General features: G+C 50.0%; 16 protein-coding genes. 9 read left to right on the top strand and 7 right to left on the bottom strand.

What is annotated here, in order from left to right:
- Nucleotides 1-211: 211 nt before the first annotated feature.
- The 3 genes from ABEB26_RS17600 to ABEB26_RS17590 form a co-directional block, all read right to left on the bottom strand.
- Nucleotides 212-1960 carry a golvesin C-terminal-like domain-containing protein gene (locus ABEB26_RS17600; RefSeq protein WP_345723348.1) on the bottom strand — a complete coding sequence of 583 codons (1749 nt, stop codon included), beginning with the start codon at nt 1958-1960 and terminating at the stop codon, nt 212-214.
- 249 nt (nt 1961-2209) lie between these two features.
- Nucleotides 2210-2905 carry a DUF4276 family protein gene (locus tag ABEB26_RS17595; RefSeq protein ID WP_345723347.1) on the bottom strand — a complete coding sequence of 232 codons (696 nt, stop codon included), beginning with the start codon at nt 2903-2905 and terminating at the stop codon, nt 2210-2212.
- A 23-nt stretch (nt 2906-2928) separates the two neighbouring features.
- Entirely contained in the window at nt 2929-4080 is a 1152-nt protein-coding gene (locus ABEB26_RS17590; protein WP_345723346.1) for an AAA family ATPase, read from the bottom strand.
- Nucleotides 4081-4183: 103 nt separating this feature from the next.
- Between ABEB26_RS17590 and ABEB26_RS17585 the strand changes: the two genes are divergently transcribed.
- From ABEB26_RS17585 to ABEB26_RS17550, 8 genes are all read left to right on the top strand, one after another.
- The gene (locus ABEB26_RS17585; RefSeq protein ID WP_345723345.1) at nt 4184-4831 is read left to right on the top strand and encodes a VOC family protein; all 648 of its coding nucleotides are present in this window, start codon (nt 4184-4186) and stop codon (nt 4829-4831) included.
- A gap of 359 nt (nt 4832-5190) precedes the next feature.
- Entirely contained in the window at nt 5191-8052 is a 2862-nt protein-coding gene (gene polA / locus ABEB26_RS17580) for a DNA polymerase I (protein WP_345723344.1), read from the top strand.
- A gap of 21 nt (nt 8053-8073) precedes the next feature.
- Entirely contained in the window at nt 8074-10182 is a 2109-nt protein-coding gene (locus ABEB26_RS17575) for a response regulator (RefSeq protein WP_345723343.1), read from the top strand.
- Between the two features lie 102 nt (nt 10183-10284).
- Nucleotides 10285-11199 (top strand): hypothetical protein, encoded by a 915-nt coding sequence (locus ABEB26_RS17570; RefSeq protein ID WP_345723342.1) that lies wholly within the window; start codon nt 10285-10287, stop codon nt 11197-11199.
- Between the two features lie 22 nt (nt 11200-11221).
- Nucleotides 11222-12127, top strand: coding sequence for a DUF4129 domain-containing protein (locus ABEB26_RS17565; protein WP_345723341.1), 906 nt, complete (start codon nt 11222-11224; stop codon nt 12125-12127).
- A gap of 1 nt (nt 12128) precedes the next feature.
- Nucleotides 12129-13295 carry a DUF4350 domain-containing protein gene (locus tag ABEB26_RS17560; protein WP_345723340.1) on the top strand — a complete coding sequence of 389 codons (1167 nt, stop codon included), beginning with the start codon at nt 12129-12131 and terminating at the stop codon, nt 13293-13295.
- 65 nt (nt 13296-13360) lie between these two features.
- Nucleotides 13361-14308: an AAA family ATPase gene (locus tag ABEB26_RS17555; protein ID WP_345723339.1), complete on the top strand. Its 948-nt coding sequence runs from the start codon at nt 13361-13363 to the stop codon at nt 14306-14308.
- On the top strand, nt 14308-15618 hold the full coding sequence (locus ABEB26_RS17550) for a DUF58 domain-containing protein (protein WP_345723338.1): 1311 nt from the start codon (nt 14308-14310) through the stop codon (nt 15616-15618). Before ABEB26_RS17555 ends, ABEB26_RS17550 begins: the two co-directional genes overlap by 1 nt.
- A 250-nt stretch (nt 15619-15868) precedes the next feature.
- On the opposite strand, the gene ABEB26_RS17545 is transcribed toward ABEB26_RS17550, so the two are convergent.
- The 4 genes from ABEB26_RS17545 to ABEB26_RS17530 form a co-directional block, all read right to left on the bottom strand.
- Nucleotides 15869-16762: a metallophosphoesterase gene (locus ABEB26_RS17545; RefSeq protein ID WP_345723337.1), complete on the bottom strand. Its 894-nt coding sequence runs from the start codon at nt 16760-16762 to the stop codon at nt 15869-15871.
- A gap of 257 nt (nt 16763-17019) precedes the next feature.
- Nucleotides 17020-18198: a class I SAM-dependent methyltransferase gene (locus tag ABEB26_RS17540; RefSeq protein ID WP_345723336.1), complete on the bottom strand. Its 1179-nt coding sequence runs from the start codon at nt 18196-18198 to the stop codon at nt 17020-17022.
- Nucleotides 18198-19190, bottom strand: a complete 993-nt coding sequence (locus ABEB26_RS17535) for a YpdA family putative bacillithiol disulfide reductase (RefSeq protein WP_345723335.1) — start codon at nt 19188-19190, stop codon at nt 18198-18200. Before ABEB26_RS17535 ends, ABEB26_RS17540 begins: the two co-directional genes overlap by 1 nt.
- 72 nt (nt 19191-19262) lie before the next feature.
- Nucleotides 19263-21167: a hypothetical protein gene (locus ABEB26_RS17530; protein WP_345723334.1), complete on the bottom strand. Its 1905-nt coding sequence runs from the start codon at nt 21165-21167 to the stop codon at nt 19263-19265.
- 181 nt (nt 21168-21348) lie between these two features.
- Between ABEB26_RS17530 and ABEB26_RS17525 the strand changes: the two genes are divergently transcribed.
- The gene (locus tag ABEB26_RS17525) at nt 21349-22488 is read left to right on the top strand and encodes a polysaccharide deacetylase family protein (RefSeq protein ID WP_345723333.1); all 1140 of its coding nucleotides are present in this window, start codon (nt 21349-21351) and stop codon (nt 22486-22488) included.
- Nucleotides 22489-22625: the final 137 nt, after the last annotated feature.

Below are 22625 nucleotides of genomic sequence, written 5' to 3'. Positions count from 1 at the left end.
CCCACTCTATCAACCCGAGATCGTACCCAAGCTGAATTAATTCTGCGCTGCTTAGGCCAGCATTTACACCGCCCAGCGATGGATTGGGATAACCTGAAATGCTGAAGTGCGGCGGTCTAGGGGGCGGACAGGTTGACTAATGGTATTCAACCAATTCGTCAACTTGTCCGCCGCTAAACCGCCATAGCAGAAGGATTGTAGATCAGGGGAATTAGGGTTGTTGAATCATCAACGGTTCGGCTGAGGTTGCTTGGGCATTCGGCGGAAACTCGCCAGTATTACCAGCCCAGTCACGCGCCCGAGCGCGGAAGCCATAGGTGCTGTTTTCAGCATCAGCAGCGTTTACATCGATGATAAAGGTATCTTTCAGTTCGGTCGTTGTAACCAACCAATCGACCCATTCACCACCGTTGCGTTGCACCTGCACATCGAAACTGGCCACCCCGGTACTATCATCTTGGCCGTTCCAATGCACCTCGTAGCGGCCCTCGCCAAGATCTTTGACATCGATGATTGTGGCGTTTGGCGCAGTGTTATCGGAGCGTGGCAACCAAGCCATGGCATCGTAACGCACACTCAAGCCCTCTTCACCGGTCACATCATCAAGCCGAATTTCGTTGCCACCCTTGAAGTAGTAAACCCCTAGCGAATACCATTTATTCTGATTAGCCTCTTGATCGACGCGCACTTTGGTATTGCTGCCGTCGTGGGCAATCACATAGGTGGCATTTTTGGTGGCTGGCTCGCCACACGGCGGAATATAGGCCATGACCTCGTAGAAACCAGGATTGGTAATTGGTGCTTTCCAAACCCCAACATTATCGACTTGGCTTTCGTTGGCGACGCTCTTAGTCCAGCGGTGTGAGCCATTGAAACCACAGCGAGCATCGAACCATGTGCCTTGCATTTCGCGGAAGCTATTATCACGATTATCGACCAAGATCGAGCCTGCTGGCGGCAAGGCTACTGGCAATGGAGTTGCCGTAACATTCGGGGTCGGGGTTGCTGCAGGCGTGCCAGCCCCAGGATCATAGCCTTCCCACAAGAAGGTTACTTCCACCCAAGCATTATCTGGAATGCCTAAATCCCAAAATGTACCATCGGCGATATCAATGCCGTTGGGCAAATTCGGGCGACGACCACGCTCATCGCGTCCACCATTGTAGCCATCGTAATAGGCTGCTTGGGCTTCGGGCAAGCCGCGTGGCAAATCTTTCCACGATTGACGATTGGTTGACCAATAGTCGTCACGGGTATTCCACGGCCCCACATCCCAAACTGGCACAACTTTAGAACGGCCTTTGTAGGTCACGCGCACTTGGTATTCATAGCCGCGATACGATGAGAGTGCTCGCCATGAAGGCAAGGCCACAAATTGATCGTATGGGCGAATGATATGGCCGTTAGCAGTGCGATGGCCAACCAAGCCCTCGCGAGTGGCATAAATACGGTAGGTTGGCGCTTGTGATTCAGCCTGAATCGTCATGCCATCTGACCATTCAGCCACCATTGTGACCGAACGCGCCCGCGGTGATTCACCATTGGCCAAAAGCCACATACGATATTGAATCACAGTGCTTGGGCGTTCGAGCGCAATGCGGCCACCACGCGGAGCCTCTTGCCACATCTGCCACGAACCGCTGGGATTTTTGCCGCGCACATCAAAACGCACACTGCTCCCAGTGGTCAACGTTGTATCGGTATCAATCACAACCGCAGCAACGACTGCTTCAAATTGATGCTCGGAAGAAAGGTAACTACCTGCTTGAGGATAATCACCAACGAAAGCAGGAGCGGGAGGGGCGTTGGGAGCGAGGGTGATAGTGCCACTGCCGACCAACCCATCAAAGCTGCCAGCCGTTAAATCATCAACCCAAACTTGCTCTGGACCAGCATTAATCGTTAATACTGGCATAATCAAGAGGGCAATGGCGACGGCGGCGAGCAAATAACGCCGCATAATCGACAACCTCCTACAAGTGTGCGTTCCGCCCACGAACCACAGCAAGGCAATACATGGCCATAAACTACAAGTTCTCAGCGTTCATGGCAATAAACATCTCAACAGGGAGATGGGGCTTGGAGGCCAATCATAGCGGGTTGATACCTTAAAGTCAATAATAATTTTCAGCTAATTATCAGGTTTTTGTCAGTTTGGGCGATTTTGAGGCCACATATATGCATTATAAGCAAGGACAACAATGAATTTTTATAGAAAATTGCGCGGCTTGCGTATACGGGTTTCAGGGAGAACAGATGGATCTGGTTCGTCATAGACCGGAGTTACCTTGATTTGGTTAGTATCGATTGCTGCTAGCGCTTCTTGCACTGCATGATAGAGCCGTTGGAACGAGCGCGATTGGGCAAATGCTAATTCAAGCTCCAATAATTTAGTCATTTCAGCTTGGTCAAGCGATTCTTTATAACCACGACCGTTGACAAACCGATCATCAATCCATAGTTTAGGATTATTAAGCTGGTCGGGATCTCCCTCAAAGCTTACCGTTGCTGGCAACCCCTCACGTTGACCCAACGGCTGACCAGCAATCGAATCGATACTGGCAACAAGCCATGCTTCGTACATATGATGGGCGCAAACTATCATTATTGGTTGATTAATTTGGGCTAACATTGCCCGTTGACAGAGTTGTTTGGCTAAAGTAATCGGGCATTTCCCATCGCTATCGATCAATACTAAAATCGCCGCACAATCAACCTCGCGAGCAGCTAACCTAAGAAAATATTCTAGCCCTTGGGGTTTTAAGATATTGGTAACACCTTTGGAATTCTTTGGTTGGCTCACTTGAATGTCATAACGGCCTAAATCGTGCAAGATTTTAAAAAGCAATTTTGGCAGCGCTTGAACTTCGCCTTCACCTTCAACGATTGAAACTATTTTGGGCATGGATAGCTCACTTTACTTCAAGCCTAGATCGATTTTGAACGCAAACCTTCGATTCGGAGCAGATCACCAGCCGAAAATAGTTGGTCTTCAATCACTGATCGTTGAGTTTCATCCAATAGTCCAATACTAGTTAGGCCATTTTGACGCTCAACAATGCGTAGTTCTTCAGCTTCAAAACGCGAAATCAAATCGGGGCTTTGAGTTGTAATAATAATTTGGCGGCGCTTGCTAGCCTCACGAATCACATCGCTCAGCACGGCTAATGCCCCTGGGTGCAATGCTAATTCAGGCTCCTCTAGAGCAATTAATCCGCTATGATTATCTTTTTGATAGAGCGCAACCAACAATCCCAGCATGCGTAACGTACCGTCTGACTCTTGGGCTAGGCTAAACCATGGCTCTTTAACTGATCGACTAGAAACTTTCACATCCTGATGGAGTAACTCAGTAATAAGATGCTTTCCCACTGCTTTGACATTAATATCACTAATCCCATCAGTAACCATACTTAATGCCGTTCGAAGATCTTCAAACCAAGTATTTTGACTTTTAATCTTTTGGATAATTGAAGCTAAATTATCAGCATTATCATTAAGGGTTGAATTAGTTGATGGAATTTGTGGTTCACGCAAGGTGTTAGGGAAAATGCTATAAAAGCTACCACTTAATTGGTGTCGTAATTGACTAAATAATGGGGAGATAACGCTCAGATATGGAATTGTCAAAACATTTTTTTCAACTGAATCTCGTCTTGATGGAGTAAGTGCCGAATTTCTACTTTGAATATCAACCAATAGCTGACCATTTTTTACTTCAAAACTATCGATTTTATTGCCTCGTTGACATTTGCAGAATTCAGATTTGACATGAAATGTTTCTTTGCCACGAGCAAGTGTAAAACCATATTCCCCATGAAACCCACCCGTTTTAATGGTAATCGTAATTTGTAGATTAAAGTTTCTAGTTGGAGCCCAGCGCCATAATGAATCAATTCCATGCCGCGAAATAATGGCATTATCTAGGCCTAATCTTAATGCGTCTCGAACAAATCTTAATGCATCTAAAAAACTGCTCTTACCAGAACCATTTTTCCCTACTAATACAGTCAATGAATTTAACGATACATCAACATCGGCTAAACTACGAAAGTTTTTGATCTGAACCCGCGTAATCATTGCGTATATTCCTTATCCCAAAGCATTGTTAAGCCTTGATAATACCCATCACATTATACAAACGAAACTATATCAATCCAAATCTTAAAAAGGAGCCATAACAATGATGCCGTTAGCGACATGGATCGATCATTTGGTCGTCACTGCACCCAACCTCGCGCTTGGTGTGGCCTATATCGAAGATGTATTGGGTGTGCCGATGCAAGCTGGTGGGCAGCATCAAGCCATGGCAACCCACAATTACTTGCTCAAACTTGGCGAACATTGCTATCTCGAAGTGATCGCGCCAGATCCAACACTGCCTGCACCCAAGCGCCCACGCTGGTTTGCATTAGATTCAGTGCAACCAACCAGTGCTCCGCGCTTGGCAACATGGGTCGCCCGCACAATCCTGATTCAGTCGGCAAGCGAATTATTGCACCAACAACTTGGGGTGGTCACGCCGATGAGCCGTGGCAATTTAGCCTGGCAAATCACGATTCCAGCCGATGGCAGTTTGCCGTTTTCTGGCATGGCTCCAATGTTAATCGAATGGCCGCGCGATCAACACCCAATTCAGCGTTTAACTGATCAAGGTTGTCGTTTATTACAGTTGGAGTTACATCACCCCCAAGCCAGCCAGATCGAAACCATGCTGAGCCAAATTGGCATGCAAGATGAAGTTTGTTGGCAAACCACTGCCCAACCACAATTAATCGCCACAATCGAAACCCCCAGCGGGATCAAGCGCATAGAGCAATCGAAAGGATGAAGAGCAAGGGATTAGGGGCTGGGGATCAGGGGTCAGGAATTGGAGCTAGATTTTAACCCAGCGGCGCAGAGCGACCGAAGGATGAAGGATGAGGGATGAGGGATGAAGGAAGTGGTGGTAATAGCAGGATAATCATATACATCTGTGCCAATCTGTGGCTAAATATGGTTCGTGCAATTCGTGCAATTCGTGGCTACAACAAACTTTCGTGATCTTTGTGGATCATTCGCTAGCACGGCTTATCATCGACAGCTTTGTGTGTTAAAATGAACAAATGTTCGATAACAAGCACCTAGGTATTGCAGCCAAATACTGCTACAATGCAGGGTGGATGTTGTGTTTCAGGAGGTTTTGATCGTATGCAGCAGCGACCCACACTCGTCTTGGTTGATGGCCATGCGCTGGCATTTCGGGCCTTTTTTGCGCTTCGCGACACAGGCATGTCGGTTCGCGCTACTGGCGAGCCAACCTATGCAGTGCAAGGTTTTTTATCAATTTTGCTCAACTTGTTACGCGAGCGCCAACCAGAGTATGTGGCGGTTTCGTTTGATATTGGTCGAACCTTCCGCGATGATCTATACCCCGACTATAAGGCTGGCCGCGCTGAAACACCCGCCGATTTTCACCCCCAACTCGAACGGATTAAGCAAATTATCAATGCCCTGAATATTCCCATCTACACTGCCGAGAACTACGAGGCCGATGATGTGATTGGGACATTATGTCGCCAAGCTGAGGCGCAGGGGGTCGATACCTTGATCATCACTGGCGATACAGATACCTTGCAATTGGTCAACGACTATACCAAGGTGCTGTTGGCCAATCCCTATGGCAAGGGCAATGTTTCGCTCTACGATGAAGCTCAAGTGCGCGAACGCTACAAAGGCTTGGCTCCCAACCAACTAGCCGATTTACGCGGCCTCAAGGGCGATACCTCCGACAACATTCCCGGAGTCAAGGGCATTGGCGAAGCTGGAGCGATCAGCATGCTCAATGAATGGGGCAGCGTCGAAAATATCTACGCCAATCTTGATAAAGTTGCCAATCGCTATCGCTCAAAGCTCGATGGTCAACAAGAAGCTGCGCGATTTAGCACCCACTTGGCGACGATCGTCACGAATGCCCCGGTAACCTTGGATCTCGAAGCCACCAAAGTGCACGATTATGATCGTGATACAGTCTTGGCCTTGTTCAGCCAACTTGAATTTCGCAAGTTGGTCGATAAGCTGCCACTTTCCAGCCAAGTGAGTGCCGTCCAAGTTGTCGCCATTCCCCAAACCACCAATCCCAGCCAATTAACCATGTTCGATGATGCTACGCCGCCAAGCGCTGAGCCAATCGCTCAATCTGGTGATTATCAAGCGGTCACTACCAGCGAACAATTGGCCGAATTGGTAAGAATTTTGGCGGCAGCTGAACGTTTAATCTTCGATGTGGAAACCAATAGCTTGAATTTGTTCTCGCCTGTGCCTGCCAAAGTTGTCGGCATTGCCCTAACCCATGCTGCTGGTTGCGGTTGGTATATTCCACTGGAGCACCGCAGCGGCCAGCAATTGCCAGTAGCCGAGGTTGTCGCTGCCTTGCAACCATTGTTTAGCGACCCACAAAAAGCTGTGGTAGCCCATAATGGCAAGTTTGATATGAGTGCCTTGAGCTTGATTGGGCTTGATGTGCCACATTTGAGTTTCGATACGGCCATCGCCGCCGCTTTGTTAGGCAAACGTCAGAGCCTCAAAGATTTGGCCTTTGCTGAATTACGCGATGCCGATGATCGTCCCATTGAAATGACGCGGATCGAAACATTAATCGGTACAGGCAAAAAGCAAATCACCATGGATCAAGTGGCGATTGAGCAGGTAACGCCTTATGCGAGCGCCGATGTTGATATGACGGCCCGTTTGTTGGCGTTGTTCATGCCCCAACTTGGGGCAATTCCGGCGGTACGCGAGGTGTTTGAGCAAATCGAAATGCCGCTTAGCCCAGTGTTGATGCGCATGGAAGCTTGTGGCATTGGGCTTGATCGGGCGCAATTGGTGCAGCAAGGTCAAGTGTTGGGCCAAAGTTTACGCGAAATCGAGCAGCATATTGCCGATTTTGTGGGCGAACCAATGAACATTAATTCGCGTTTCGATTTAAATGATCTCTTGTTTATTCGCTTGAAGTTGCCAACTGCCAATCTCAAACGGTTGGCTGGCACAACTCGCAGCGGCGGCGCGGTCTATTCAGTTAACGCCGAAACCTTGGAAGATTTACAAACCCACGATCAAAGTGGGATTGTGACGATGATTTTGCGCTATCGACGTTTGTCGAAGCTCAAATCGACCTATGTCGATGCTTTGATTGAGTTGATCAACCAGCAAACAGGCCGTGTACATACTCAATATCGCCAAATTGGGGCGGAAACTGGGCGGCTTAGCTCCGATTCACCCAATTTGCAGAATATTCCAGTGCGCAGCGAGGAAGGCCGCGAAATTCGGCGGGCCTTTGTCGCGCGGTCAGGTCATGTACTGATGACTGCCGACTATTCACAAATTGAGCTACGAGTTTTGGCGCATATCACCGCTGATCCCGCTTTGGTCGAAGTGTTTAAAACTGGCCAAGATATTCACGCAGCCACGGCGGCCCGCTTATTTGATATTCCCATGGATGAAGTTAGCAAAAATCAGCGCCGAATCGCCAAAATGACGGTCTTTGGTATTATTTATGGCATTAGCAGTTTTGGCTTGGCTGCCCGCACGGCGCTTTCACGCACCGAAGCTCAACAAATGATCAACGGCTTGTTTGCTCAATATCCTGGCCTGAAAAGCTATATCGAACGAACATTGGAGCGGGTTAAAGCCGTTGGCTATGTTGAAACCTTGTTTGGTCGTCGCCGCTACTTCCGCGAGTTGCAAGACGGTGGAGTAACTGGGCCACGCCGTAGCGCTTTTGAGCGTGAAGCAACCAACGCTGGGATTCAAGGCACAGCCGCCGATTTGATCAAATTGGCGATGATTCGGCTGGAACAGGCATTAATTGCTGGCGGCTATCAGGCCAAAATGTTGCTGCAAGTTCATGACGAATTGGTTTTGGAAGTGCCTGAGGCAGAGCGTGATGCCGTGGCTCAATTAGTTTGTGATACGATGACCCAAGTTTATCCCGATTTGGCCGTGCCGTTGGAAGTGAACGTTGAAACTGGGCTGAATTGGGATCAGCTTCAGCGCTGGCATGCCCCAGCCTAGTAATTGCAATAGGAACCATGCATGACTGAAATGCACGAATTTAGTCAACAGCCGTTAGTGTTGATCGTCGATGATCAATCTTCAAATCGTTCAATTGTGCGGCGTTACGTTGAAGCGGCGGGTTATCTCGCAGCTGAGGCTGAGCATGGCGTGGCGGCGTTGGATTTTGTGCGCCAAACGCCGCCAGATGCGATTTTGCTCGATATTTTTATGCCAGGCATTGATGGAATTGAAGTGCTTAAGACGATTCGTGCCCAGCGCGATCATCATTATATTCCGATTATTGTGGTGACTGCTGCGGCTGAATTAGCGGTGCGCCAACAAGCCTATTTTGAGGGAGCCGATGATTTTCTGCTCAAGCCGGTCGATTCGGCGACGCTTCGCGCTCGTTTGCGAGCGGCAATTCGTTTGAAACATGTCCTTTCACGGGTTGAGGCCGAGCGCGAACGGTTTGCCCTGATCGCCGATATTACCCGCGATATCACCCAGATCGAGTCAATTTCGGGCATGTTGGCGCATGTGGTCGATGTAAGCACCAAAGCCTTGCAGGCCGATCATGGCAATTTGTTTTTGTTGCACGATGTGGCTGATGTCGAAATTCTCACGACCGACGATGGCGTTTCGCATAATCTAGATCGGGTCAAGCGCGTGGTCAAAGAGGGAGCGGCGGGTTATGCTTTGCGCAGCCGCGAAACTGTGCGTATCACCGATGTCCACGAAGATGCGCGTTGGTTACAACTCGATCAATCGGCAGCCAGTGTGCGTTCGGCCTTGATTGTGCCAATTGGCGATGCCAGTGGGCCATTGGGTGTTTTAGCGGTGTATCATAGTGTGGTTGACCATTTCAGCGCCGATGATCAAGTATTGCTCGAATTAATTGCCCATCAAATTATTGGGCCAATTCGTCAAGCCCAAATGCGCGAACAATTGGCGCGGCAAACTCGCCAGTTGCAATTGGTCAATAATTTGGCCCAATCACTCAGCGCCAATTTGGATCTCGATTCGCTCTATCGCAGCATTGAGCAAGAGTTACAGCAAATTATGGGGCCAGTTGCAATTGCCTGGTATTCATATCGCAATGCGATTATTGATTTGGCCTATACCTCGCAGCAGCATGCCTTCTGTATGCCCAATGATCAGCAAAGCCTGCATTTGCTAACCGAGCTTGGCACAATTACGCGGGTCTATTCGTGTGTTTTAGGCACTGATACCTTGGTACCGATCACCCAGCAATTGCTTGATGCAGGCTATCAGGGTTGTGCCGCAGTACCGTTGTTGCATCAAGCCCGCTTATTGGGTGTGCTGATTATTGCGATCAAACATCGCCAAATTACCAATGAAGAAGTAGCCTTGCTTGAAATGGCCCGTCCGCATTTTGCCGTGGCCCTAGCCAATGCCCAAACCGTGGCCGACCAAGCAGCCCGCCAAACCGAACAGGCCGAATTGGGCTATTTGCGCAATATGGAGCAACTGGCTGGCCAAATGGCCCATCACTTCAACAATTTATTGGCGGTGATTTTGGGCAATACTCAGTTGGCCGAGCTTGATGCGATTGATGAGGGCCAGCGCGAATTATTGGCCGAGGTGGTCAAACATGTGCGCGGCGGCAAAGAGATGGTTCAGCGAATTCACTTGCTCAAAGGCGCTAGCCGCACCAACCCAGCCCCATTTCCGATTGATCTAAGCGATGCCTTACCAAGCTTAATCGATCAAGCCTTACAAATTCATCGCTCGGTGGCGCATTTGCAGCTTGAAATTCAGCCGAATTTGCATATTTTATTACAAGAGCGCGAATTGCTGACCCTCTGCACCGAACTGCTGAATAATGCCTTGGAATCTGGCTCAAGCCATACAGGAATTGTGATCAAGGCCTATCAAACTGAGCATGCGACAGTTTTAGCATTTCGTGATGCTGGACGTGGCATTCCAGTTGATGCCTTGGGCGATATTTGGCAACCGTTTTGGACAACCCATGGCCCACAGCGCTTGGGCTTAGGCTTGCCAATTTGTGCTGCCGTCATGTGGCGAGCAGCTGGCTCGATCAGTTTAATTCCGAATGACCCTGAGCCAGGCATCACCGCGCTGTTGCAATTTCCCTTATTGCCCAACGAAGCAGCAAATTCGGCCTAGCTTAGCACAATTTTCCACTATCAGAAGCTTGAGGGCTGCGGTATAATAGATAGTGGCGGTGGCATTCACGCCGCTTCAAAGGTGTTTAAGTAGAGGGTTTTTGTGCAGCAGTCTCCATCATCGACACCCACACCCATGACATTTTTCAACTTAATCCGTGAAGCAATCAACCTGCTTCGGCGCTATTCGGGCTTGTTTATGGGCTTGGCAGCGCTACAAGTTGGGCCATTTTTGATTGGTAGTTTGTGGTTGCAGGCCAATGGGGTTCAAGCACGGGCGACGGCCCAACTCAATGTGATTATGGCTGAAATGCAACGGCGGATTGATAATGGCCAAACCGGCAACGGCATGTGGGTATTAGAGTATCCACGCGCCGATATTGCGCCCTACTTGTTGGCGTTATTTGGCTTTGGCTTTATTTCAATTTTTATAATGCGCAATTTAGCCATGGCTGCGAGCGTGATTGCGGTTGGTGATCATTATCGCCAAGCTACGCCGCGCTGGGCAAGCGTGGTTTTGAGCAGCCTACGCCATCTGCCCGCGCTGATTGCTTGGGGTTGTATTTGCGTTCTGGGCTTGGTTATCGCCCTCTTTTTTGCGATTGTGCCAATTTTAGGCACAATTTTGGCCCTCGGCTTGCTTTGGTTTTTTGGGGTGCGGCTGAGCCTTGTGCCACAAATTATTGTGGCCGAGCAAGTTAATGTGTTTCGAGCAATCCATCACTCGTGGGTTTTGACCCGTGGTGCATTTGGCCGAATCACTAATATTTGGATTACGCTGGTCGTACTGCTAGGCATTCTGGCGAGCTATATCACAACCATCATCAGCGCGATTGCTATGGCCTTGTTTGGCGAAACCAGCGCTTTGACGATTGCAATGACTGAGGGGTTTTCAACCGTCACCTCAATTATGATTTTGCCGATGGCCTATATTGGCTTTACCTTGCTCTATTACGATCAATTACGGCTGGCTTATAGCGGCACTTCCACAAACCCAAGCATTACTGCTCAGCAGTAACTAGCCTACTTGAGAGGTTGAGATGGATCGAATTTGGCGAATTACTGCTTGTTTGCTGCTCTTTGGTTGGTTGCTAGCCCAGCCATCTATGGCGATGGCGCAAGCCAATGAGGTCAGCGTCAGCGAATATACCCAGCTGCTGCGCGAGGCTTTTACCGCAGCGCAGCGCAGCGATGAAATTGGCTTGCGCGAGGTCAGCGATAAAATCGTTGCGCTCAAACAGCTACGAACTGACGATAATCAAGCGATTGTAGTTAATCATCAATGGCTCAAGGATAGCCTTGCGAGCAATAGCCCCAATGTAGCAATTATTCGCGATCGCTTGGCAGCAATGCTTGAAGCCCTGACTGCTGGCCGCGAAACTGGCCCCCAAGACCTCGAAACCTTGAAGGTTATTCTCAACAACCCACCATTTGATACGTTAAACCCTGAGCGGAATCGATCAAGTCCAGATTTCGACTTTGGCTTTCTAAGTTGGTTGTTTAGCGATGGCTTAACTGGCTGCTTTACGATTATTGCAATTGTCTTTGTCGTTGGCTTGATCGGCTATATTGCCTCAACTGTGCGCCGCAATAGTGTGAGTGTGGCCCGCCGTAAAACCCCCGCTGAGGAACAAAAATTAACCAGTGTCCAAGCGATTGAACGGGCTGATAAAGTCGCCGCTGAAGAGGGCGATTTTCGCGATGCTGTGCGCTATTTGTACCTTTCAACCTTGTTATGGCTCGAAGAACGTGGCCTCTTGCGCTATGATCGGACGTTGACCAACCGTGAGGTCTTAGCGGCGGTTCCGACTAATTCACCCTTACATCAACGCTTGGCTCCAGTTGTCCAAACCTTTGATCGGGTCTGGTATGGGATTGCCGATGTCGATCAAGGCACGTTTGATCAATACCGCCAACAAGTGACAACCCTCCGCGAGGTACGCTAAGATGAATAGTAAAGTAAAATTTTTCGCCATCCTCGCTGGTATCATAATCTTGTCATTCTTTTTATTGCGCTCCTGCGATTTCCAAGCCAGCAATGCTCGCGCTGGCTCAATGTATAACCAAAGCATTGATGGAGCCGCCGCCTTGCAACTTTGGCTCAGCAAAATTGGCTATCAAACTGAGTCATTTGAATATCGGCATTTTGATGAACTCGATCAAGCAACTAATAGCCTGATCTCAATCAAGCCTGCCGATCCTACAAATTGGCGCATAGAAGAAATTAATGCTGTTTTGGCGTGGGTTGAAGATACTGGTGGCACGCTGATTGTGGCTGATGACCAACAAAATGGGATCTTCACTCGTTTAGATCTGACGGTAATGTCACGCGACGAATTGAATCCGACGACTACAAATGAAACCAGCCATGCCTTTGTAAACCCCGCAGTGAGTGGCTTACAAAACTACCAAACCATCAGTTATTTTGAACGGGATCGCCCAAATAGCCAAGTGTTGGTTGGGACAGAGCAACAACCAACCATGCTAGGAATTAGCCGTGGCCGTGGGATGATCTATGTTTCAACCAATGTTGGGCTATTTACCAATACGGGCTTGTTTCACGAAAGTAACGCGCGAATTCTTTTAAATATGGTTAACCGTGTGCCTGCTGGCGGGGTGATTGCCTTCGATGAGGTGCATCATGGGCGGGCCTTAATACCTAGGGCCGCTCCAGTGCCAGCCCAACCCTATTCGCCATTAGTTGCGGCAATGGTGTATAGTGCGATTGTTGTCGGTTTATGGGCTTTATTATCAGGCCGTCGGTTTGGTCAGATTGTGCCCAGCAGAATCGATTTGATGCGGCGAAATAGCAGCGAATATGTCCAATCAATGGCTAATTTGTTTCAGCGCGGTCGTCAAGCTGAACATATGCAAGCCCACTATAAAACCTATCTTAAACGACGGGTTGCCAAGCCCTATGGAATTAACCCCAAGCTTGATGACCAAAGCTTTTTAAGCGAAGTTCAGCGTTATTCCGATACAATCGATCGCAATCACTTGGCTCATTTGCTCAACCATTTAAGCCAACCCAACCCCAGCGAGGCGACGATCTTGGCCTTGGTCAACGATATCGATCGTTTTATCAACATCTGGGAACAACGGGGTCGGGCCTAAACCCGCGCTTTTTGCCTTGGCTACGGGCATCGTGCGGTGCTCGTGAGAATGATATTGGAGGATCAATGCTCGTCAAACAACTTGCCGATTATATGCGCCAAGAGGCTGCCAAAGTTATTGTTGGTCAAGAAGATACCTGGACGCAATTGGTGGTTGCGCTGCTGAGTGGCGGCCACGTGTTGCTCGAAGGTGTGCCTGGTACGGCAAAAACCCTCATGGCCAAAACCTTGGCCCATTTGGTGCAGGCTGAGTTCAAACGGGTGCAATTTACCCCCGACTTAATGCCCTCGGATGTGATGGGCACTAGCGTCTATGAGATGCAAACCAGCCAATTTCGGCTGCGCAAAGGCCCGATTTTTACCCAAATTTTGCTGGGCGATGAAATTAACCGTGCGCCAGCCAAAACCCAAGCAGCCTTGCTCGAAGCTATGGAAGAGCAACAGGTGACGATCGATGGCGATACGATGCCCTTGCCACAGCCATTTTTCGTGATTGCCACCCAAAACCCGATGGAATATGAAGGCACCTATCCGCTGCCCGAAGCCCAACTCGACCGCTTTTTGTTCAAAGTGCTGGTTGGCTATAGCCCACCTGAAATCGAATTTGAAGTGCTGCGGCGCTATAACCAAGGCTTCAATGCTCGTAACTTGAGCACAGCTAATTTGCAGCCAACCGTCACGCCTGAAACGATTATGCGTTGCCGCGAGGAAATTGGCCGCCTGCGAGTCGAAGATGGCGTAATCAACTATATTAATGCGATTGCCCAAGAATCACGCCGCTCACCGGATTTGGTATTGGGCGGCTCACCACGGGCCTCGATCGCCTTGCTGCTGACCGCCAAAACCTTTGCGGCGATGCAAGGCCGCGAGTATGTCGTGCCCGATGATGTTAAATTCTTGGCTCGCCCAGTCTATCGCCATCGGATTATTCTGAAACCAGAGGCTGAGATTGAAGGTTTGACCCCAGATACCGCGATGACCCGGATTTTGGGGCGTATTGAGGTTCCTCGCTGATGATTCCATCGCGCCGTTTATTAGCACTTTTGCTAGCAGGCTTGGTTCCGGTGATTATCGGAGCAGCAACCCCCAGTTTGCGTTGGACAATCTGGGTCTATGTATTGTTGCTGATTGGCTTTGTGGCGCTTGATTGGTTTATGACTCCCAAGCCTAAATTGTTGGAAGTAGCGCGGATCAATGAACCAAAGCTTTCAATTGGCGAACAAAACCTGATCACGCTAGCGGTGCATAATCAAAGCCCGCGCACCCTCGACATTCAAATTCGCGATGAGTTTCCGGTGGAGTTTCCCAGCGATACGCTGATTCTCAAAACCAAGGTCGAGCCAGAGAGTGTGCAAGAGATCAGCTATCATGTGCGGCCATTGCGGCGCGGTGATTATCGCTTTGGCAATATTAATTTGCGCTATACCAGCACTTTTGGCACGTTCTTGCGCCAAACCAAAATCGCCTTCGACGAGTTGGTCAAGGTCTATCCCAATGTGCTTGATGTGCGCAAATACGATATGTTGGCACGCAAGGGCATGTTGTTTGAGTTGGGGTTACGCACCGCCCGTGTGTTTGGCTCGGGAACAGAGTTTGAACGCTTGCGTGAATATACACCCGATGATGAGTTTCGCTCGATTAACTGGAAGGCCAGCGCTCGCCGTAACAAGCTGATTGCCGCCGAATATGAGACCGAGCGCTCGCAATATGTGGTAGCAGTAATTGATACTGGGCGCTTGATGCGTCCGACAATCAATGATATTGCCAAGCTGGATTATGCGATTAATGCCTCGTTGATGCTGGGGTATGTGGCGATGCTCAAAGGCGACCACATCGGCATGCTTTCGTTTGCCGACCATGTTGGGCGTTTTTTGCAGCCGCGCCGTGGTAAAGCTCAGTTTTATCAAATGTTGGAGATGTTGTATAACTTGCCATCGCAGCCGGTCGAGGCCGACTATGGCCGTGCGATCTCCTACTTGGGCTTGAAGAACAAGCGCCGTTCATTAATCGTGATTTTTACTGACCTCAGCACCATGGATACCGCCAAGCCGTTGATTCAACATATGGCACGCTTGGCCAAAACCCATCTCGCCTTGTGTGTGGTGATGAGCGACCCCAACTTAGTCGGCTATGCTGGCAAGGCGGCCTATAGTTCAACCGATGTGTATGAACGCGCCGTGGCCGAGATGGTGCTCGATGAACGGCGAGTGGTGCTCGACACACTGAATCAAGCTGGCGTACATACAATCGATGTACCAGCCAACAAACTAACGGTTTCGGTGATTAATAAATATCTGGAGTTCAAAGGGCGAGGGCTTATTTAACCGCCAATCACGGGGCTACTTTGCCCCGTGACGGCGTTGTTCATAATAAAATCAGCACCAGAATAAACATGCTGACTACGCCTCCGAGGGCAATCCCGAGAGCGATGCCTGCTGCGATACTCATGACACGGCGTAGTGGTGTTGGTGTGGCTTTCACCTGCGATCCTCCTAATGTGGTTATGCCCTATGGCCCTAGAATACCACAGTTTGGCCATGAGCTTGCTCAAAATCGGCTGATACTCATCTGAGCTTAAGCACACGCTAAGCTGAGCATGACAATCTCGGGCCGACAACCAAAGCGCACTTGTGGCCAGCTACAGCCCAAACCCCACGAAGTAAATTGCACCATTGATCCCACATCATAGCGATGGTCGGGGTAGCGCATACCCAAGTAGGGTAGTAGCAATGCGCCTTTGACAGGCACGCGCACTTGGCCGCCGTGGGCATGGCCGGAAAGCTGCAAATCAAAACGATTGTAGCTGGCGGTGAAATCGGCGGTATCAGGCTCGTGCACCAAGATAATCGCTGCATCAGTCTTGGGCAATTCAGCGACCAAACGATCAAGCACTGGTTTCATGGTGCTCAGGTCGTTGGGGCCAATCGGGTTGGGCCAAAGATCGTCGTGGCCAGCCAAGTGCAACTTGCTCGAACCACGATTCAGGCTGATCGCACGATTGGTTAGATCGTGAATGCCGGTTGCCCGCAACACTTGACGCACGGTCTCGCCATTGCCATCGCCCCAATAATCGTGGTTACCCAAAACGCCCACCACCCCATCAGGCGCTTCGAGCATGGCCAAGCCAGCTGCTAAATCTTCGGTGAAACGGCTGGGATCATGGGTGATGAAATCGCCTGAGATCGCGACCAAATCTGGTTTTTGGGCGTTGACCATGCGCACGGTGGTCAACCAATGCTCACGGGTCATCAAGACATCATCAATATGAATATCGCTCAAATGGGCGATGCGATAGCCATCGTAAGCACTGGCCAAACGCGGCAAAACAATCGTTTCTTCGTGGATGCCCAGCCATTCGGCCTCAACTTGAAAGCCATATGCGGCGGCTCCCAGCGTCGTGGCGGTCGTTGCCAAGGTCGAATAGCCCATTATTTTCAGAAAACTACGGCGCGAAAGTGCTGCTGCCATGTCAACCTCCTACAATCTGGTTTATACCTCAGTGTAATACCCTCACCCCCGACCCCTCTCCCACTGCGGCGAGAGAGGGGCGTTCCAATCGTCATGATGCAGTGGTTTCCCCTCGCCTCACTAGGCGGGAGCGGAGGCTAGGGGGTGAGGGATCAAGATTTAGATCAATCCGACGTTACACCTAAGACGTAGTTTATAGTCGTTTTGGCAACAAATGTAGCTGATATGTAGCTGATATGCAGCAGATAGAGCGCAACTTAAAGCAATTTTACCAACAGCACAATTGGCTGGCCTTGCAGTTTGGTCAGCACCAAGGTTTGTTCATAGCGGCCCTTCAAGCGTAGTTGTTTGCTTAATTCTTCGGGCGTAATCGGCGAACCACGCTTTTTGACGGTCACCCGGCCAATCTCGCGCTCTTGTAAGATTTGGCGCAGAGCTTTCAAATTAAACGGTAGCCATTGCTCAATTTGCCACACTCGCAGAAATGGCGATTGCACCAAGCAATCGCTGGTAAGGTAAGCAATGCTGGGATCAAATTGGGTTAAATTTAACTGATTGGCAATATCAGCTACGGCGTGCGCCCGAATCACCGCTGGATCAGGCTCGTACAAATAGGCCAGTGGCTCGCTGAGTGCAGCGGCGGCTTGGGAGGGATCGGCAATTAAGCTATGTTCAGCGCCAGCGCTGCTGAGCACAACTGCCTTGCGTTGCCCGCCAACTTGGCCTGCTTGCCACCACAAACTAGCCTCGCGTAAATCGCCATCAAGCGAAATAAACTCAAGATCGTAGCCAGCAGGCACGGCTTCATCGGGAATACCAGGGGCAACTTTAGCCCCATGAATTGGCACTTGCCCACGCCAACGCTCTAAGGTTGAAAGCGGCGGCTGATAGTGCTCAACATCCCAAATACGCTTGCCATTGCTGCGCCGCGCCGGATCGATAAACAAACCAGCGTAACCCGCAAATTCTAGCGTGGTAAAATCTGCTGCTTGGATGATGATTTGGTGGCTTAGCCCAAGCGCCTGAGCATTGGCTTCGAGTAGCGCCAAACGCAATGGATCACGATCAATCGCTAAAACTGAGCAACTTTGCGCTAAGGCCAAGGCATCGCCGCCAATCGAGCAACCCAAATCGACCAAGCGTGAACCAGCCGCAAAATGACGTTGGCGATAGTTAGCGACCAGCCATGGTGTAGCTTGCTCCAAGGCCTCGCGGGTAAAATATAGTTGGCTGGCTTGGGGAAATTTAGCTTGGGCGGCGCGACGCAATAAGCTGGTTTCCAAAGCCGCCGTCACCGCCTCGGCTGGGTAGTGCTTGCGCAATTTGGTGGTGTAGCGCAAAAAGTTAGCTTCATTCAAATCACGATCATTGCTAAGTTCAGCCAAAAGTTGTTGACCAGCGTCGCTCAACAACCAACGAAACCCTTCAATTTCCATTAGCGCGGCCCTGCCCAACGTTGGCGCAACTCGGCGATAATCGCTGGGCCATGCTCACGGCCATTTTCAATAAAGATTTTGCTGGGGTGTGCTCCCGCCGCCAACACACCAGCGATAAATAGATTGGGCACATTGGTTTCAAAGGTGGTTGGGTTATGGCTTGGCACAGCATCCTGATCAACCGTAACGCCAACTGCTTCGAGCATGCTGGTGTTCGGTCGATAGCCAATCAAGGCAAAAACCCAATCGTTGGCTTGTTCGTGTTGCGAGCCATCAGCAGCAGTAATTTGGATGCTGGTTGGGGTGATTGCCCTGAGCTTGGCTTGCCAAAAAGTCTGAATCTTGCCAGCTTCGATCCAAGCCTTCAAATCGGCGGCAATCCATGGCTTGATCCGTTGATCTAAACCAGCAAATTGATGAATGATCGTGACATTTGCGCCGTGATAATATAAATCGAGCGCAGCTTCGGCAGCTGAATTGCCTCCGCCAATCACCGCAACGTTTTGGCGATAGAAGGGGTGGCCCTCACGATAATAATGCTTAACTTTGGCTAGTTCAGCGCCGACAATTCCCAACTGATTGGGCGTATCATACGAGCCGCTGGCAACAATCACAGCCTGCGAACTATAACTGATGCTGGTTTGGTCGCGACGGGTCGTGTGGATTTGAAACGAGCCATCGGCCAAGCGTTCCAAGGCTTGCACAGGCTCATACATCTGAACATTTAATTGAAAATGCTCGACCACGCCGCGATAATAGGCCAACGCTTCGGTACGAGTTGGATGCGGATGAATGCTGCTCCACGGCACATTGCCAATCGTTAAATTGGGGGCTGTGCTAAAAAACACCGTTTGCAGCGGATAATCAATAATCGTGTTGGTGATTGCGCCGCGCTCAAGCACCAGATAGCTCAAGCCCGCTTGCTGCGCTGCAATCGCCGCGCTGAGGCCACTTGGACCAGCCCCGATAATAATCAAATCATAGGATTGCATAACTGCTCCTCGCAACAAAAAACCGCAGAGAGCGCTAAGATTGAGCGCCCTCTGCGGTGCTAGCAAGATCAATTAACTCATCGAAGCCCACATCATCAAGGCCAACACCTGAATAATCGCTGGAATTGCGCCGATGCCTAATAATTTACCACCACTCCAGCCATATAGCCCTTCCCACAAACCAGCGGTCAAAAGAAACGACCAAATTGCTGCGCCAATCCAGAGCAGCACTGGCAGCAGGGGCACGTTCAATACCAGCAGCAACAATGCCCCCAACATCACCACAATTCGCGGCAATTGGGCAGTTGGATAGAGGTAAAATGGACGGGCTAGATGGGCATCGCCATCCATATTGCGTTCGCTAAATTGGGCCACAGCCGCCGCAATTGGGTATTCCAACAAACAGATAAAGACAAACACCAATACATTAATAATTGAATTGACCGTTGGATAGTGCACACCGTTGATATGGCGCTCAACTAGCAGCATTAATGTAGGAATTGCCGCCAGCCAAACCATTGGCCGACCCAACGTCATCATCGTATCAAATTTAATTTTGGTACTATCTTCGCGGCGCAAAATATTCGAAACCATGCGATCGATTGCATCGCTAGGCTTGAACATCAAGCGTAACAACCAAGCTGGAGCATCTTCGGTCAAAATGCCTTCATCTTGATCGTTAGGCCGTTGGCGACGTGAAACTTCGAGCACAATTTGCTGCACCAATGGATCGTAGACACTCAAGGCTGACGTTAACAGCACGCCTCGCGCATTCGAGCCATCGAACAGCAACGATGAAATATGGTGCATCAACTTCAAACTCTGATTCGTCGTTTGGATCAGCATCACATGGTTATTTTCCGAGAGGCTGGCAGTTTTGACTGCGATAATTTCTTCCCAGCGCACGAGGAGCCAACGGTTGAAATAACGCACCATCAAGCCTTCTTGGCGCGATTCTATATCGGGCAGAATATTGCGGATTACCACCAAAATCGGAATTAACACCACCAGCAACAATATAGCGGCGACTGGCAACCACCAAGCACTTTGATCAAGTGGTAAAGGGGTGCTGTTGAAAATGCCGCCTACGCCAAAACTTAGGCCAATCCATTGGCGCAACATTTCGAGCACGCGCAACAGCCCCAGCACCGCCATCACCGCCGTCCCAATCACCAGCAAGCTGCTGATCCGTTTGGGATACGTCGCCATAATGCTGGCAACTCGACCAGGTTGGGCAGTTAGGCCCGCTTGGGTCGCATACTCAACATAGTCTTTATCGCTCTTAGAGCGGCGACTAAAGAAACCAGCTGGACTGAGCAGCAATTGAAACAAGGGCGAGGAAGCCTTTTCATCGAGCTTAACTGCTGGCTGTTTAGTTTGGCGAGCCACCTGTTCCAACTCACTGGTGAGCATCCGCACCAACGGCAGAAAATCGGAGATGCCCGAGGTAATCAAAATGCCCCGGCGTAAACTAAACCGATAGAGCACACTGTAAAAGCGATGCCAACCTGTCAAGGCCTTATTATTGGTTTGGAGCAGCACTACAAAGCGTTCACCCGAAAGATCTTCGGTAACACGCAGCCCATTAACTTGCTCCCAACCGACGGGTAACCAACTATTGCCCCATTCAATTAAAATACCACGGCTGCTCGTGCGAATGGTGGGGAAGAAATTACGAACAAAGACAACCACGAGCAAGGTTAAGCCCAGCCAACCAAAATAGGGCGCAACATCAGTCAGTTCGCGCAGGCGTGGGCGGGTCGTTCCAGTTTGATTAAACCAGTTGACCAAAGGTTCATAAAACGTGTCGCGGGCCTCGAAGGCAGCATTGATGTTGCGGCTATCCCAGAGATACTGCAAAACGGCACGTCCCCAACGCACCACAGCAACTACAATGAGGACAGTACAAAGCACCTCAAAAATCCATTTGAACCGACGAGGGTAACGATGCACCTGTTCGGGTGTGGCGAAGGCCATGGGCAGTCCTCCAGTTAACAAACCGCATATTGGCGGAACTGTCTCAGGAATTTGTCAGCTTCTCACGCTTCTCTAGCGCTACGGTGGGTCGGCAAGATCGAGTATGATGATTATATAGAATCGCGCACGATAATAGCACAAGATCGTGCTGATGATCGCAAAGATAAGGAGTACTGTAGGCATGATTCGACGTTGGATTCGTGGACTGTGGGGTTTGACGCTGGGTGGGGTGTTGTTGAGTTGTGGTCAGGGTACTGCCACGCAAGCACCGCAAACCCAAGCTCCAACTGCAACCACAACTGTTGCTGCTAGCCCAACCACTGCCGCCTCGCCAACGACGGCTGCTTCGCCCACCTTGGCTGCAACAGCAACCTCTGAAGCTTCACCAACCCCTGCTGGCCTCAGCGATGCAGATCTCGCGAAGTATGCACCGAATGAGATTGGCTGGGTTTTGGTCTTAGAATATCACTTAATTGAATCTCCTGATGCAGACTATAGCCGCTCGCCCGAAAATTTGCGCAAGGATTTAGAGTGGTTGTATGCTAATAATTTTTACCCAATAACTTTACGTGATTTGGTTGATAACAACATTAGCGTGCCGCTGGGCAAATCGCCAGTTGTTTTGACCTTTGATGATTCATCGGATGGTCAGTTCCGTTACCTTGACGATGGGACGCTCGACCCAACCTCAGCCATGGGCATTTTGCAAGCGTTTGCCGCCGAACACCCCGACTTTCCAGCGATTGCCGTTTTCTTCCCGTTGATCGATGTTGATGTGAAAGAGCGGGTTTTGTTTGGTCAGCCCGAGCTTGCCACCCAAAAACTGCAAGAAATTGTGGCCTTGGGAGGCGAAGTTGGTACGCATACCTACACCCATCAACGCCTCGACGAAGCTGATGCTGAACAAATTCAATGGCAATTGGCCTTCTCGATCAAAGAACTTGAGGAACGTATTGGCGATGGCTATAAGGTTACAAGTCTGAGCTATCCCTTGGGTATGTTTCCCGAGGATGAAAGCTTGGTACGCGAAGGCGAATCCGAAGGCGAGAGCTACACATTAAGCGCTGCCGTCGATGTCACTGGTGGTGCTAGCCCTTCGCCCTATTCGCAAAATTTCGATCCTTACCATATTCGCCGCACTCAAGCGGTTGATTCACAATTAGAATATTGGTATCAATTGTTTGAAGAACGGCCTGATCTCAAATTTATCTCCGATGGCGACCCCGACACCATTACCGTGCCCAGCGAGGAAACGCTTGGCGAGGAGCAACAAGGCCGCTTGCGACCTGATCTCGAAGTGCGCCGCTACGAACGGAAGTAGACGAGGGACTAGTGGTCAGGGGCTAGGTGTTATGTTTTTGTGCCCTCACCCCCAGCCCCTCTCCCACGGCGGCGGGCGAGGGGAGCACTCCTGGAGCAGTTCCCCCTCGCATCGCGGGCGGGAGAGGGGGTTAGGGG

Source organism: Herpetosiphon gulosus (assembly GCF_039545135.1).
GTDB lineage: Bacteria > Chloroflexota > Chloroflexia > Chloroflexales > Herpetosiphonaceae > Herpetosiphon > Herpetosiphon gulosus.
The sequence above is the reverse complement of the archived record's forward strand: the minus strand, read 5'-3'. Positions and strand labels throughout refer to the sequence as shown.